Below are 14,582 nucleotides of genomic sequence, written 5' to 3'. Positions count from 1 at the left end.
CAGGAGACAAGGACATCAACATGACTGCAGCACTGACCGAGAGCTACGGCAAGGGCGCCACCGACGTCCCCCTCATCGAACAGACCATCGGCGACTTCTTCGACGACATGGTCGAGCGGCAACCCGATCGCGAGGCGCTCGTGAGCCGCCACGAAGGCCTGCGCTTCAGCTACCGCGAGCTGCAGGCTGAGTCGGACCGGCTCGCCAGCGCGCTGCTGAAGCTGGGGCTCGCGCCGGGCGACCGCGTGGGCATCTGGTCGCACAACAACGCGCCGTGGGTGCTGATGCAGATCGCCACCGCCAAGGTCGGCCTGATCCTCGTCAACATCAATCCCGCCTACCGCACCGCCGAGCTCGAGTACGCGCTCAACAAGGTCGGCTGCAAGGCGCTGGTGACGATGGCGCAGTTCAAGACCAGCGACTACCTCGGCATGCTGCAGGAGCTCGGCCCGAAGCGGCTGCCGCAGCTGGCCCACACCTTCTGGATCGACAAGGCCGGCGAGGGCGCCGAGGTGCCCGGCATGCGGCGCTTCTCGGCGCTGCTGGCCGGCGGCGACGCGGCCGACCCGAAGGTGGCCGCGGTGCAGAAGACGCTGAAGGCCACCGACCCGATCAACATCCAGTTCACCAGCGGCACCACGGGCTTTCCCAAGGGCGCGACGCTGACGCACCGCAACATCCTCAACAACGGCTTCTTCATCGGCGAGTGCATGAAGCTCGGGCCGGACGACCGGCTGTGCATCCCGGTGCCGCTCTACCACTGCTTCGGCATGGTGCTCGGCAACCTGGCCTGCCTCACGCACGGCTCGGCCATCGTCTATCCGAACGACGGCTTCGATCCGCTGACCGTGCTCGAGACGGTGCAGGCCGAGAAATGCACCGGCCTGCATGGCGTGCCCACGATGTTCATCGCCGAGCTCGACCATCCGCGCTTCAAGGAGTTCGACCTCTCGACCCTGCGCACCGGCATCATGGCCGGCTCGCCGTGCCCGATCGAGGTGATGAAGCGCGTGGTCAGCGAGATGCACCTCGAGCAGATCACCATCGCCTACGGCATGACCGAGACCAGCCCCGTGAGCTGCCAGAGCAGCACCGACACGCCGCTCGACCGCCGCGTGTCGACCGTGGGCACGGTGCAGCCGCACCTCGAGGTGAAGATCGTCGACCCCGAGACCGGCCGGACCATGCCGCCGGGCCAGTCGGGCGAGCTCTGCACGCGCGGCTATTCGGTGATGCACGGTTACTGGGACGACGAGCCCAAGACGCGCGAGGCCATCGATGCCGAGCACTGGATGCACACCGGCGACCTCGCGACCATGGACGCCGAGGGCTACGTCAACATCGTGGGCCGCATCAAGGACATGGTGATCCGCGGCGGCGAGAACATCTATCCGCGCGAGATCGAGGAGTTCCTCTACCGCCACCCCAAGGTGCAGGACGTGCAGGTGGTGGGCCTGCCCGACCGCAAGTACGGCGAGGAGCTCTGCGCCTGGATCATCGCCAAGCCCGGCCAGAGCGTCACCGAGGAAGAGGTGCGCGACTTCTGCAAGGGCCAGATCGCGCACTACAAGGTGCCGAAGTACATCCGCTTCGTGCCGGCCTTCCCGATGACCGTGACCGGCAAGATCCAGAAGTTCAAGATCCGCGACGAGATGAAGGCCGAGCTCGGCCTCGACGAAGCGCGCACCGCCTGAACACGGGGGCCCGCGCGCCCCGTTCCCGACATTGACTGCACCATGACCCAACTCGAAACCAAACTCAACGCCCGCTCGGCCGACTTCCAGGCCAATGCCGCCGCCATGCGCGCGCTGGTCGACGACCTGCAGTCGCAGTTCGCCAGGGTGGAGCTAGGCGGCGGCGAGGCCGCGCGCGCCAAGCACACGGCGCGCGGCAAGCTGCTGCCGCGCGAACGCGTGGCCGAGCTGCTCGATCCGGGCACGCCCTTCCTCGAGCTGTCGCCGCTGGCCGCGCACGGCATGTACAAGGGCGACGCGCCCGGCGCCGGCATCATCGCGGGCATCGGCCGGGTCAACGGCGTCGACTGCATGGTGGTGTGCAACGACGCCACCGTGAAGGGCGGCACCTACTACCCGATGACGGTGAAGAAACACCTGCGCGCGCAGGAGATCGCCGAGCAGAATCGGCTGCCCTGCATCTACCTGGTCGACTCGGGCGGCGCCAACCTGCCGAACCAGGACGAGGTGTTCCCCGATCGCGAGCACTTCGGCCGCATCTTCTACAACCAGGCCAACATGAGCGCCCAGGGCATCGGCCAGATCGCCGTGGTCATGGGCTCGTGCACCGCGGGCGGCGCCTACGTGCCGGCGATGAGCGACGAATCGATCATCGTGAAGAACCAGGGCACCATCTTCCTGGGCGGCCCGCCGCTGGTGAAGGCGGCCACCGGCGAGGTGGTGACGGCCGAGGACCTGGGCGGCGGCGACGTGCACACGCGGCTGTCGGGCGTGGCCGACCACCTGGCGCAGAACGACCTGCATGCGCTGGCGCTCGCGCGCTCGGCGGTGGCCAACCTCAACGCGAAGGCGGCCGAGGGCCCGGCCAAGGCCGCGGTGCGCGAGCCCGCGTTCCCGCGCGAGGAGCTCTACGGCGTGATCCCCACCGACACGCGCAAGCCCTTCGACGTGCGCGAGATCATCGCGCGCGTGGTCGACGGCAGCGAGTTCCACGAGTTCAAGGCCCGCTTCGGCGCCACCCTGGTCTGCGGCTTCGCCGAGATCGAGGGCATGCCGGTGGGCATCGTCGCCAACAACGGCATCCTGTTCTCCGAATCGGCGCAGAAGGGCGCGCACTTCATCGAGCTGTGCTGCCAGCGCAAGACGCCGCTGGTGTTCCTGCAGAACATCACGGGCTTCATGGTGGGCCGCAAGTACGAGAACGAAGGCATCGCGCGCCACGGCGCCAAGATGGTGACGGCCGTGGCCACCGCCAACGTGCCGAAGTTCACCATCATCATCGGCGGCAGCTTCGGTGCCGGCAACTACGGCATGTGCGGCCGGGCCTACAGCCCGCGCTTCCTCTGGATGTGGCCCAACGCGCGCATCAGCGTGATGGGCGGCGAGCAGGCCGCGAGCGTGCTCGCGACCGTGCGGCGCGACGGCATCGAGGCCAAGGGCGGCCAGTGGAGCGCCGACGAGGAAGAGGCCTTCAAGGCGCCGATCCGCCAGCAGTACGAGGACCAGGGCCATCCCTACTACGCCACCGCGCGGCTGTGGGACGACGGCATCATCGATCCGGCCGACACGCGCCGCGTGCTCGCGCTGGGCCTGGCGGCCGCGCGCAACGCGCCGATCCCCGAGCCGAAGTTCGGCATCTTCCGCATGTGAGGAGGAACGCGGCATGAGCGACTTCACCAAGCTGCAACTCACGATCGACGGCGCCGTCGCGCGCATCTGGCTCGACCAGCCCGAGGCACGCAACGCCTTCGACGACGTGGTCATCGCCGAGCTGACGCGGGCCTTCACCGAGGCCGGCGCGGCACCGCAGGTCAAGGCCATCGTGCTGGGCGCCAACGGCCCGGCCTTCTGCGCCGGCGCCAACCTCAACTGGATGCGCCGCATGGCCGACTACAGCCGCGACGAGAACATCGCCGACGCCGGCAAGCTCGCCGCCATGCTGCGCACCATCGCCGAGTGCCCCAAGCCGACCATCGCGCGCGTGCAGGGCGACGTCTACGCGGGCGGCATGGGGCTGGTCGCGGCCTGCGACATGGCCGTGAGCGTGGACAGCGCCTGGTACTGCCTGAGCGAGGTCAAGATCGGCCTGGTGCCCGCCACCATCAGCCCCTACGTGCTGCGCGCCATGGGCACGCGCGCCTCGCAGCGCTACTTCCTCACGGCCGAGCGCTTCGGCGCCGCCGAGGCGCACCGCATCGGCTTCGTGCACGAGGTGGTGGCGGCCGATGCGCTCGATGCCAAGGTCGACGAGCTGCTGAAGGCGCTGACCGGCGCGAGCCCGGCCGCCGTGCGCGCCTGCAAGCAGCTGGTGGCCGACGTGGCGGGCCGCGAGATCGACGATGCGCTGATCGCGAAGACGGTCGAGGGCATCGCCGACATCCGCGCCAGCGACGAGGGCCGCGAGGGCGTGCAGGCCTTCCTGCAGAAGCGCAAGCCTTCGTGGATGAGCTCATGAATACGAACAGCCGAACGCAGAAGGAATACCAAGGTGACGCAGAGGTCGCAGAAGAAAACCATTTCTGGTTTTTCCTTCTGCGACCTCTGCGAAACCTTCGCGACTTCTGCGTTCGGTTGTCCGCTCCCGGTTTCGTTCTCTGACCGGCGTACCGCATGACTTCGCTCGACATGCCCCAGCTGCTCGCCCTGGCCGCCGCCATCGGCTGGGCCAGCGGCGTGCGGCTGTACCTGGTGGTGTTGCTCACGGGCCTGGTCGGCTACCTCGGCTGGGTGCCGCTGCCGGGCGGGCTGCAGCTGCTCGCGCACCCGGTGGTGATCGCGGCCAGCGGCTTCATGGTGTTCGTCGAGTTCTTCGCCGACAAGATCCCGGGGCTCGATTCGCTCTGGGACGTGGTCCACACCGCGATCCGCATCCCCGCGGGCGCGGCGCTCGCGGCCAGCGTGTTCGGCGTCGACCATGGCGCGATGGCGCTGGTGGCGGCGCTGCTCGGCGGCGGCTTCGCGGCCACCGCGCATGCGGCCAAGGCCACCACGCGCGCGGCCATCAACACCTCGCCCGAACCGTTCTCGAACGTGGGCGCCTCGCTGGTCGAGGACACCATGGTGCCCGCGGGCCTGTGGCTGGCCGTGGCGCATCCCTTCGTCTTCCTCGTGCTGTTCGTGCTCGTGCTGGTCGCGAGCGTGTGGCTGATCCGCAAGAGCTGGCGCTTCCTCAGGGCGCTGTTCTCCCGCGTCGCCCGCATCTTCAGCGGCCGGCCCGATCCGGGCGTCGTGCCCGCGTTTCAACTGAAAAAGAATCCTCCGGGAGACTCGTCCAATGTTTAAGAAGATCCTGATTGCGAACCGTGGCGAGATCGCCTGCCGCGTCGCCGCCACCGCGCGCCGCATGGCGATCCGCACGGTCGCCGTGTACTCCGATGCCGACGCGCATGCCAACCACGTGCGCGCCTGCGACGAGTCGGTGCACCTGGGCGGCAGCGCGCCGAAGGACAGCTACCTGCGCTGGGAGAAGATCCTCGAGGCCGCCAAGGCCACGGGCGCCGAGGCGGTGCATCCGGGCTACGGCTTCCTCAGCGAGAACGAGGAGTTCGCGCAGGCCTGCGCCGACGCCGGCCTGGTCTTCATCGGCCCGCCGCCCTCGGCGATCAAGGCCATGGGCCTGAAGGCCGAGTCGAAGCAGCTGATGGAGAAGGCCGGCGTGCCGCTGGTGCCCGGCTACCACGGCCACGACCAGGACCCGGCGCTGCTGCAGCGCGAGGCCGACCGCATCGGCTACCCGGTGCTGATCAAGGCCAGCGCGGGCGGTGGCGGCAAGGGCATGCGCGCGGTCGACAAGGCGGCCGACTTCGAGGCCGCGCTGGCCTCGTGCAAGCGCGAGGCCATCAACAGCTTCGGCGACGACGCGGTGCTGATCGAGAAGTACGTGCAGCGCCCGCGCCACATCGAGATCCAGGTCTTCGGCGACAGCCACGGCAACTACGTCTACCTGTTCGAGCGCGACTGCTCGGTGCAGCGGCGCCACCAGAAGGTGCTCGAGGAAGCGCCCGCGCCCGGCATGACCGAGGCGATGCGCCAGCAGATGGGCGAGGCCGCGGTGGCCGCGGCGCGCGCCGTGGACTACGTGGGCGCGGGCACGGTGGAGTTCATCGTGGAGCAGCGCGACGGCGGCGAGATGAACTTCTTCTTCATGGAGATGAACACCCGCCTGCAGGTCGAACACCCGGTGACCGAAGCCATCACCGGCCTCGACCTCGTCGAATGGCAACTGCGCGTCGCCGCGGGCGGCACGCTGCCCGCGCAGCAGTCCGAACTGCGGATCCACGGCCATGCGATCGAGGCGCGCATCTGCGCCGAGAACCCCGACAACAACTTCCTGCCCGCCACCGGCACCCTGCGCATCTACCGCAAGCCGCAGGCCACGGCCTTCCAGCGCAGCCGCGTGCGCATCGACGACGGCGTGCGCGAGGGCGGCGAGATCTCGCCCTTCTACGACTCGATGATCGCCAAGCTGATCGTGCACGGCGCCACGCGCGACGAGGCGCTCGCGCGGCTCGACGCGGCACTGGCGCAGACCCACATCGTGGGCGTGGCGACCAACGTGCAGTTCCTGCGCGGCGTGCTGGCCACCGAGTCGTTCTCGAAGGCCAACCTCGACACCGCGCTGATCGAGCGCGAGCGCGCCGTGCTGTTCGACCGCGAGACCCTGGGCCTGCCGCTGGCGGCGGCCGCGGCCGTGGCGCGTACCGCGCTCGCCGCGGCGCCGGCCGGCAGCATCGACCCCTTCGCGCGCCGCGACGGCTGGCGCGCGCTCGGCGAGTACACGCGCCGCTTCGACTTCGAATTCCGCGGCGCCGAGCAGAGCGCGCTGCTGACCTACAAGCGCGACGGCAGCCTGTGGCTCGAGGCCGGCGGCGTGGCCGGTCCGCTGGTCGTCGGCCGCCTGCCCACGGGCGAGATCGAGCTCGAGTTCGCGGGCCAGCGCCAGACGCTCGACGTCTACCTCGACGATGCCACGGCCCATGTGTTCGCCGCGGCCGGCGCGACCCGCATCACCGCCATCGACCGCCTCGCCCATGCCGGCGACACGCAGGCCGAGGGCGGTCGCCTCACGGCACCGATGCCGGGCAAGGTCGTGTCCTTCTCGGTCAAGGCCGGCGACAAGGTCAGCCGCGGCCAGCCGCTGGCGGTGATGGAGGCGATGAAGATGGAGCACACCATCGCCGCGCCGGCCGACGGCACGGTCGAGGAGCTGCTGTTCGCGCCGGGCGAGCAGGTGGCCGAGGGCGACGAGCTGCTGCGCATGGCCGCAACGGCCTGAATCAGCGGCCTGAATCCGCGGCCCCGGTCACGGGGCTTGCAAGCTGTTACCAGATGGCGACGCCGGTTTTAACCCCGGCGCCGCCCACAGGCCGTATCACCGCGATGCCCACTTCTCTTGAAGGATTCTTCATGACGCATCGCCAGCCGCAGCCTTCCTCGTTCTCTCCCTTCCAGCGCCTCGGCGCCCGCCCCCGCATGCTGCTGCTCGCGCTGGCCGCGGCCCTGACGCTCAGCGCCTGCGAGCGGCGCGACGCGGCCGCGGAAGTCGATGCCGCCGCGGCCCGGCCCTCGGGCAACTACGCGGCCGGCGGCGCGATGGAGTCCAGGCGCATGCGCATGGCCGAGCCGGCACCGCCCGCGCCCGCCGCGATGTCGCTCGACCAGCAGGCCGGGAAGCAGGCGGGCGAGAGCGCGCCGCTGCAGCGCTACCTCGCGATCCGCCAGGACCTCAACGTCGAGGTCGCGCCCGACCAGCTCGCCGAATCCTGGGGCAAGGTGCGCGACCTCTGCGGCACCCTGCGCTGCGAGCTGCTGTCGTCCTCGCTGCTGCGCGAGACGCCGCAGCAGGCCGGCAATGCCACGCTCGAGATGCGCGTGGAGCCGGCCGACGTCGAGAAGCTGCTGGCCGGCCTCGCGGGCGTGGCGAAGGTGGTGGCGCACAACACCACCAGCGAGGACAAGACCGCCGAGGTGATCGACGTCGAGGCGCGCATCAAGAACCGCACCGAGTTCCGCGACAGCCTGCGCGTCATGCTGCGCGACACCACCACCAAGCGCACCATGGCCGACCTGCTGCAGATCCAGCGCACGCTGGCCGACACCCAGGCCGAGCTCGATGCCTCGGCGACGCAGCGCAAGGTGCTGCAGCAGCAGACCAGCAAGCAGCACATCCAGATCCAGTTCACGACAGTGCGCGCGCTGGTCGGCGGCGGCGAGAGCTACAACCCGATGACGCAGGCCCTGCGCAACGCGGGCCGCGTGCTGGCCGAGAGCGTGGGCAGCCTGATCACTTTCGTGGCGGCGGTGCTGCCGTGGCTGCTGTTGCTGGTGCCCGTGCTGTGGGGCGTGCGCCGGCTGTGGCTGCGCCGGCGCCAGGCCAGGGCCGCCTGAGGCGGCGGCACCGGCACGAGGGAAGCGAGGGTGCGTGGGTGGCCGTTCAGCCGACCACGACCTCGCTGATCTGCATCACCGGCGCGATGTCGGTGTAGTTCCTCACATCGCCGAGGATCTCCTTGGCATGCGGGCCGAAGGCACCCTGGAAGGCCTCGACGGAATCGCAGAACACGTGGCACATGCCGACGTAGGTGGGCTTGGCGCCGGGCGCGCCGCCGGCCAGGCCCTTGTCGATGGTGTAGGACTTGCAGGCATCGCCCATGCGCGCCTTCAGCAGGGGCATGTGCTTGTCGCGGTAGTAGTCGTGGTCGAAGCGGGCGCCTTCGGTGTAGGGGTACATCACACTGACTTTGATCATGGGTAGGGTCTCCGGATTGAACGATCGAGCATAGGAGATGGCGCATGGGCACACAAGGCGTGGGCTGTCGCCATCGGTACGACCCCTGGACCCACCGAGTGACGCAACCATGACACCCGAACTGCAAGCCCTGAAGGACAAGACCCTCGCGAGCATGGTCGACTACATGCGCAACGACGAGGAGGACCCGGATCACGATCCCGAATTCGATCCCGGCTACACGCAGGCCGAGGTCGACCGCTGCGCCGAGATCGTCGACGAGTACCTCGCGACGCTGACGGCGATCGACGAGGCCTCGGAGGCGAAGCGCGACGCCGCGATCCTCGCGGCCGTCGAGCGCGTGGTGCTGCAGCTCAACCGCCTCAACGAGGACAGCGAGGGCAGCCTGATCGAGACCGACCAGCGCGAGGACCTGTGCGAGCTGATCATCGCGGCCGCGAGCCATGCGGGCCTGGAGACCGAGGGCGAGGACATCACAGAGGAATGGCGCGAGTGGTGACGCGGGCCGCCTCGGCGACGGCGGCGTTCGCCGCGCGCCCCTAAGATTCGCTCCATGCGAATCACCGTCTACCTCACCGACAACCGTCCCGACCCCTGGATCGAAGGCCTGAAGGCCGAACTGCCCGACGCCGAGATCGAAGCCTGGCGCCCCGGCGCGCCGCAGGCCGACCATGCGGTCGTGTGGGCGCCGCCGCAGCAGTTCATCGACGAGCAGCCCGCGCTGCGCGGCATCTTCAACATCGGCGCCGGCGTCGACGCGCTGCTCAAGCTCCGCATTCCAACCGGCACGCGCATCGTGCGGCTCGACGACGCGGGCATGTCGGTGCAGATGGCCGAGTACGTGTGCCACACGCTGATCCGCCACTTCCGCGAGTTCGATGCCTACGAGGCCGATGCGCGCGAAGGCAAGTGGAGCTACCGCCGGCCCAAGGCGCGCAGCGACTTCCCGGTCGGCATCATGGGCCTGGGCGTGCTCGGCGAGCGGGTCGCGAAGGCGGTCGCGCAGTTCGAGTTCCCGGTGCTGGGCTGGAGCCGCTCGCCCAAGCAGATCGAGGGCGTGCGCGTGTTCAGCGGCGAGGCGCAGTTCGACGAGTTCCTGTCGTCCACGCGCGTGCTGGTCAACCTGCTGCCGCTGACCGAGGCCACGCGCGGCATCCTCAACCGCGAGACGCTCGGCAAGCTGCGGCCCGAGGGTTACCTGATCAGCATCGCGCGCGGCGCGCACCTGGTCGAGGACGACCTCATTCCATTGATCGACGGCGGCCAGCTCGCGGGCGCCACGCTCGACGTGTTCCAGGTCGAGCCGCTGCCGGCCGACCATGCCTTCTGGCGCCATCCAAGAATCGTCGTGACGCCGCACGGCTCGGCGCGCACGCTGCGCGAGGAGTCGATCGCGCAGATCGCCGGGAAGATCCGCGCGATGGAGCAGGGGCTGCCGATCGCGGGCGTGGTCGACCCGGTGCGCGGCTACTGAGCCAACGAATCCTTCCGTCGCCCGCCGGAATGCGCCGCGGGCAGGGGAAACCCTGGGGCAATAATTTTTCACAAGTATGAAAATCTTTTCATGATTGTGAAAACCGCCTTCCGGGTGATCGAGATCGTCGAGCTCTTCGCCCGCGAGAAGCAGCCGCTCGCGCTCTCGGAGATGGCGCGCCTGCTCGACATGCCGGTGTCGAGCTGCCTGGGCCTGATCCGCACGCTCGAGGAGCAGGGCTACATGTACGAGACCGGCCGGCGCCAGGGCTACTACCCGACCGGCCGGCTGCTCGCGATGGCGCAGGTCATCGCGGCGCACGACCCGGTGCTCGACCGCGTGAAGGCCACGCTCGAGGAGTTGCGCGACGCGGCGCGCGAGACGGTGGTGTTCGGCAAGTTCCGCGACGCGGGCCAGGTGGTCTACCTCGAGGTGCTGAGCGCGCCGCAGAGCATCCGCTACACGGCCGAGTCGGGCGAGACGCGCCCGGCCTACGCCAACTCCATCGGCCGCGCGCTGCTGTCCACGCTGGCGCCCGACGCGCGCCGCCTGCTGCTCGAGGGCATGGCGCTGGCGCCGCTGACCGAGGCCACGCTGACCACGGTCGAGGCGATCGAGGCCGAGCTGCAGCGCTCGGCCACGCGCGGCTGGTACGGCAACCTCGGCGAGAGCATTCCCGACCTGATCGGCCTGGCCTGGCCGCTGCGCATCGGCGGCGAGGCCTATGCGATCTCGGTCGCCGGCCCGCGCTACCGCATGGAGGCGCGCATCGAGGAGATCGCCGCGATGCTGCGCTCGGCCTGCCTCGCGATCGAACCCAAGACGGAGAACCCCCGATGACGACCCCCACCGCCCCCCGCTATTTCGTGCGCGAAGCCGAGATCGAGGGCTACCACCCCGCCAACCACACGGGCACGCTCAACAAGCGGCTGATCGGCCCCGAGACCGTGGGCGCGAAGCAGCTCGAGGTGCTGGTGGGCCACATCCAGAAGGGCAAGGGCGCGCTGCCGCATGCGCACCCGGGCATCGAGCAGGTCTGCTACCTGCTCGAAGGCCGCGCGGTGGCCGAGGTCGGCGGCCAGCGGCAGGAGCTGCACCCGGGCGACAGCTGTTTCTTTCCGGCCGACGCGATGCACACCTTCACGGTGGTGAGCGACGAGCCGGTGCGCGTGCTGGTGATCTACAGCCCGCCCTACGAGGAATCGCCGGAGCGCGTGATCCGGCCCTGACCACAACCACCCGGAGACAACCACCATGCAGACGAAGAACGCGACAGAACCGGTCGCGGTGGCGCAGCGCCGCCGTTTCATTGCCATCGGCGCCGCCGCCGGCCTCGTGGGCGCCGCGCCCTGGGCCTTCGCGCAGGACGGCTATCCGAAGCAGCCGATCAAGATGATCGTGCCCTTCGCGGCCGGCAGCGGCACCGACGCGGTGGCACGCATCACGGCGCAGATGCTCGGCGAGGCGCTCAAGGGCTCGGTGATCGTCGACAACCGCGCGGGCGCCAACGGCGTGATCGCGGCCGAGCTCGTGGCCAAGGCGCCGCCCGACGGCTACACGCTGTTCATGACCACCAACACCACGCACTCGGCCAACCCGAGCCTGATGAAGTCGCTGCCCTACGACCCGGTGAAGGACTTCGCGCCCGTGAGCCGCATGGGCAACCTGCCGTTCATGCTGGTGGTCAACAACGAGCTGCCCGTGAAGAACGTGGCCGAGCTGCTGGCCTGGGGCCGCGCGCATCCGGGCAAGCTCAGCTACGCGAGCGGCAACAGCACCGGCATCGTGAGCGGCGCCACGCTCTCGCGCATGAGCGGCGTGCCGATGCTGCACGTGCCCTACAAGAGCACGCCGCCGGCCATCGCCGACCTGATCGGCGGGCAGGTGTCGATGATGGTGGTCGACCTCGCGGCCGGCCTGGCGACGGTGAAGGCCGGCAAGATGCGCGCGATCGCGGTCACCACGCAGGAGCGCACCCAGCTCTTTCCCGAGCTGCCGCCGCTGGCCGACACGCCCGAGCTCAAGGGCTTCGACATCACCTCCTGGAACGGCGTGTTCGCGCCGGCCGGCACGCCGCGCGACGTGGTGCAGAAGCTCAACAAGGTGCTCGCGGCGATGGCCAACGGCGCGGCCTTCCGCGAGCGCGTGAGCAAGCTGGGCTTCGATGCCTTCGGCAGCACGCCCGAGGAACTGGGCGCGTTCACGGTGGCGGAGCTCGCGAAGTGGAAGAAGCTGATCCAGGCCGCGGGGATCCAGCCCGAATGAGCGAAGCGACCGCCGCCACCGGCCCGCTGCAGGGCATCCGCATCCTCGACCTCACGGCGGTGGTGATGGGGCCCTATGCCACGCAGATCCTCGGCGACCTCGGCGCCGACGTGATCAAGGTCGAGCCGCCCGGCGGCGACAACCTGCGCGCCGTCGGCCCGATGCGCCATGCGGGCATGGGCGCGATGGCGCTGCACCTCAACCGCAACAAGCGCTCGATCGTGCTCGACCTCAAGCAGCCCGAGGGCCGCGAGGCCTGCCTGCGGCTCGCGGCCGGCTGCGACGCGCTGATCTACAACACGCGGCCGCAGGCGATGGCGCGGCTCGGCCTGGGCTACGAGGCGGTGGCCGCGGTCAACCCGAAGATCGTCTACCTCGGCGCCTTCGGCTATGGAGAAGACGGCCCCTATGCCGGCAAGCCCGCCTACGACGACCTGATCCAGGGCGCGGCCGGCGTGGCCTCGCTGTTCGCGCAGCAAAGCGGCGGCGAGCCGCGCTACGCGCCCGTGACCCTGGCCGACCGCGCGGTGGGCCTGCAGGCCGCGATCGCGTTGCTCGCGGCGGTGCTGCATGCGCAGCGCACGGGGCGCGGCCAGGCGGTCGAGGTGCCGATGTTCGAGGCGCTGTCGCAGTTCGTGATGGGCGACCACCTCGGCGGCCACAGCTTCGAGCCGCCGCTGGGCCCCACCGGCTACGCGCGTCTGCTGGCCGCGCACCGCAAGCCCTACGCCACGGCCGACGGCCACCTCGGCGTGCTGATCTACAACGACAAGCACTGGCAGGCCTTCTTCGCGCTGATCGGCCGGCCCGAGCTGCGCGACTCGCCGATGTTCGGCACCCACACCGCGCGCGCCGCGAACATCGGCGCGGTCTATGCGTTCGTGGCCGAGGTGATGGCCACGCGCGGCAGCGAGGAATGGATCGCGCTGCTCGAGGCGGCCGACATCCCGGTCGCGCGGCTGCACAGCACCGAGAGCCTGCTCGACGATCCGCACCTGCGCGCCGTCGGCTTCTTCCCCGAACTCGACCATCCGAGCGAGGGCCGCATCCGCACGCTCGCGCCGGTCGGCCGCTACGGCGCCACGCCGGCCTCGATCCGCCGCCCGGCGCCGCGCATCGGCGAGCAGAGCGTGGAGCTGCTGCGCGAGGCCGGCTATGCCGAGGACGCGATCGCCGGGCTGCTCGCGCGCGGCGTCACCCTGCAACCGGATCCCGCGAAGGACAGCGAATGAACTTCTCCCTCAATGACGACCAGCGCTCGCTGGTCGCGGCCATCGAACGGCTGTGCGAAGACTTCCCCGCCGAGTACTGGCGCGAGCACGACGACCGCGCGGAGTTTCCGCACGAATTCCACCGCGCCGTGGCCGCGAGCGGCTGGCTCGGCATCGCCATGCCCGAGGCGCAGGGCGGCGCGGGCCTGGGCATCGTCGAGGCGGCGCTGATGATGCGCGCCATCAGCGCCTCGGGCGCCGGCATGTCGGGCGCGTCGTCGGTGCACATGAACATCTTCGGCCTTAACCCGGTGGTGGTGTTCGGCAGCGAGGCACAGCGCCAGCGCTTCCTGCCGCCGCTGATCGCGGGCCGCGAGAAGGCCTGCTTCGCCGTGACCGAGCCCGACGCGGGGCTCGACACCACGCGGCTGAAGACGCAGGCGTTGCGCCAGGCCGACGGCGGCTACCGGCTGCACGGCCGCAAGATCTGGATCTCGACCGCGCAGGTGGCCGACCGCATGCTGATCCTCGCGCGCACCACGCCGCTCGAGCAGGTGAAGAAGCCCACGCAGGGCCTCACGCTGTTCTACACCGCGCTCGACCGCAGCAAGGTCGAGGTGCGCGAGATCCACAAGCTGGGCCGCGCGGCGGTCGACTCGAACATGCTGTTCATCGACGGGCTCGAGGTGCCGCAGGAGGACCGCATCGGCGAGGAGGGCCGTGGCTTCGAGTACATCCTGCACGGGCTCAATCCCGAGCGCATCCTGATCGCGGCGGAAGCCATCGGCATCGGCCGCGCGGCACTGCGCATCGCCTCGCAGTACGCGCAGGAGCGCGTCGTGTTCGGCCGGCCGATCGGCCAGAACCAGGGCGTGGCGCATCCGCTCGCGCGCGCCTGGGCCAACCTCGAGGCGGCCGACCTGATGATGCTCAAGGCCGCCACGCTCTACGACGCGGGCGAGCCCTGCGGCATCGAGGCCAATGCCGCCAAGTACCTCGCGGCCGAGGCCGCGCACGACGCCTGCCAGAACGCAGTGCTCACGCTCGGCGGCATGGGCTACGCGAAGGAATACCACGTCGAGCGGCTGCTGCGCGAGAGCTACATCCCGCGCATCGCGCCCGTGAGCCCGCAGATGATCCTGAACTTCATCGCCGAGAAGGCGCTCGGGCTGCCGAAGTCCTACTGAGCG

The 14,582-nt window shown here is 70.0% G+C and carries 14 protein-coding genes; 13 read left to right on the top strand and 1 reads right to left on the bottom strand.

What is annotated here, in order from left to right:
- The first annotated feature begins 20 nt into the window (after window positions 1-20).
- From AC1HIL_RS00705 to AC1HIL_RS00680, 6 genes are all read left to right on the top strand, one after another.
- Window positions 21-1,694, top strand: coding sequence for an AMP-binding protein (locus AC1HIL_RS00705; RefSeq protein WP_413762236.1), 1,674 nt, complete (start codon window positions 21-23; stop codon window positions 1,692-1,694).
- 42 nt (window positions 1,695-1,736) lie between these two features.
- On the top strand, window positions 1,737-3,344 hold the full coding sequence (locus AC1HIL_RS00700) for a carboxyl transferase domain-containing protein (RefSeq protein ID WP_261211650.1): 1,608 nt from the start codon (window positions 1,737-1,739) through the stop codon (window positions 3,342-3,344).
- A 13-nt stretch (window positions 3,345-3,357) separates the two neighbouring features.
- The gene (locus tag AC1HIL_RS00695) at window positions 3,358-4,149 is read left to right on the top strand and encodes an enoyl-CoA hydratase/isomerase family protein (RefSeq protein WP_479670924.1); all 792 of its coding nucleotides are present in this window, start codon (window positions 3,358-3,360) and stop codon (window positions 4,147-4,149) included.
- 155 nt (window positions 4,150-4,304) lie between these two features.
- Complete coding sequence (locus tag AC1HIL_RS00690; protein WP_479670923.1) at window positions 4,305-4,976, top strand: DUF4126 domain-containing protein; 672 nt, start codon at window positions 4,305-4,307, stop codon at window positions 4,974-4,976.
- A complete protein-coding gene (locus AC1HIL_RS00685) occupies window positions 4,969-6,969 on the top strand; it encodes an acetyl/propionyl/methylcrotonyl-CoA carboxylase subunit alpha (RefSeq protein ID WP_479670922.1) in 2,001 nt (666 codons plus the stop codon). Before AC1HIL_RS00690 ends, AC1HIL_RS00685 begins: the two co-directional genes overlap by 8 nt.
- 131 nt (window positions 6,970-7,100) lie before the next feature.
- Entirely contained in the window at window positions 7,101-8,081 is a 981-nt protein-coding gene (locus AC1HIL_RS00680; protein ID WP_479670921.1) for a DUF4349 domain-containing protein, read from the top strand.
- 46 nt (window positions 8,082-8,127) lie between these two features.
- Here AC1HIL_RS00680 and AC1HIL_RS00675 read toward each other — a convergent pair whose 3' ends face one another.
- Window positions 8,128-8,442: an EthD family reductase gene (locus AC1HIL_RS00675; RefSeq protein WP_057590706.1), complete on the bottom strand. Its 315-nt coding sequence runs from the start codon at window positions 8,440-8,442 to the stop codon at window positions 8,128-8,130.
- 109 nt (window positions 8,443-8,551) lie between these two features.
- On the opposite strand from AC1HIL_RS00675, the gene AC1HIL_RS00670 reads away from it, so the two are divergent.
- From AC1HIL_RS00670 to AC1HIL_RS00640, 7 genes are all read left to right on the top strand, one after another.
- Window positions 8,552-8,941, top strand: coding sequence for a hypothetical protein (locus AC1HIL_RS00670; RefSeq protein WP_057590707.1), 390 nt, complete (start codon window positions 8,552-8,554; stop codon window positions 8,939-8,941).
- Window positions 8,942-8,995: 54 nt separating this feature from the next.
- Window positions 8,996-9,916, top strand: coding sequence for a 2-hydroxyacid dehydrogenase (locus tag AC1HIL_RS00665; protein WP_479670920.1), 921 nt, complete (start codon window positions 8,996-8,998; stop codon window positions 9,914-9,916).
- Between the two features lie 90 nt (window positions 9,917-10,006).
- Window positions 10,007-10,756 carry an IclR family transcriptional regulator gene (locus tag AC1HIL_RS00660; protein WP_479670919.1) on the top strand — a complete coding sequence of 250 codons (750 nt, stop codon included), beginning with the start codon at window positions 10,007-10,009 and terminating at the stop codon, window positions 10,754-10,756.
- Window positions 10,753-11,145, top strand: a complete 393-nt coding sequence (locus AC1HIL_RS00655) for a cupin domain-containing protein (protein ID WP_093348187.1) — start codon at window positions 10,753-10,755, stop codon at window positions 11,143-11,145. The genes AC1HIL_RS00660 and AC1HIL_RS00655 overlap by 4 nt, the downstream gene beginning before the upstream one ends.
- A gap of 25 nt (window positions 11,146-11,170) precedes the next feature.
- Window positions 11,171-12,181, top strand: coding sequence for a Bug family tripartite tricarboxylate transporter substrate binding protein (locus tag AC1HIL_RS00650; RefSeq protein ID WP_057590711.1), 1,011 nt, complete (start codon window positions 11,171-11,173; stop codon window positions 12,179-12,181).
- Window positions 12,178-13,413, top strand: a complete 1,236-nt coding sequence (locus tag AC1HIL_RS00645; protein WP_479670918.1) for a CaiB/BaiF CoA transferase family protein — start codon at window positions 12,178-12,180, stop codon at window positions 13,411-13,413. The genes AC1HIL_RS00650 and AC1HIL_RS00645 overlap by 4 nt, the downstream gene beginning before the upstream one ends.
- Window positions 13,410-14,579 (top strand): acyl-CoA dehydrogenase family protein, encoded by a 1,170-nt coding sequence (locus AC1HIL_RS00640; RefSeq protein ID WP_479670917.1) that lies wholly within the window; start codon window positions 13,410-13,412, stop codon window positions 14,577-14,579. Before AC1HIL_RS00645 ends, AC1HIL_RS00640 begins: the two co-directional genes overlap by 4 nt.
- The last annotated feature ends 3 nt before the right edge of the window (window positions 14,580-14,582 follow it).

It is taken from the genome of Variovorax sp. ISS6 (assembly GCF_056523145.1).
The sequence above is the reverse complement of the archived record's forward strand: the minus strand, read 5'-3'. Positions and strand labels throughout refer to the sequence as shown.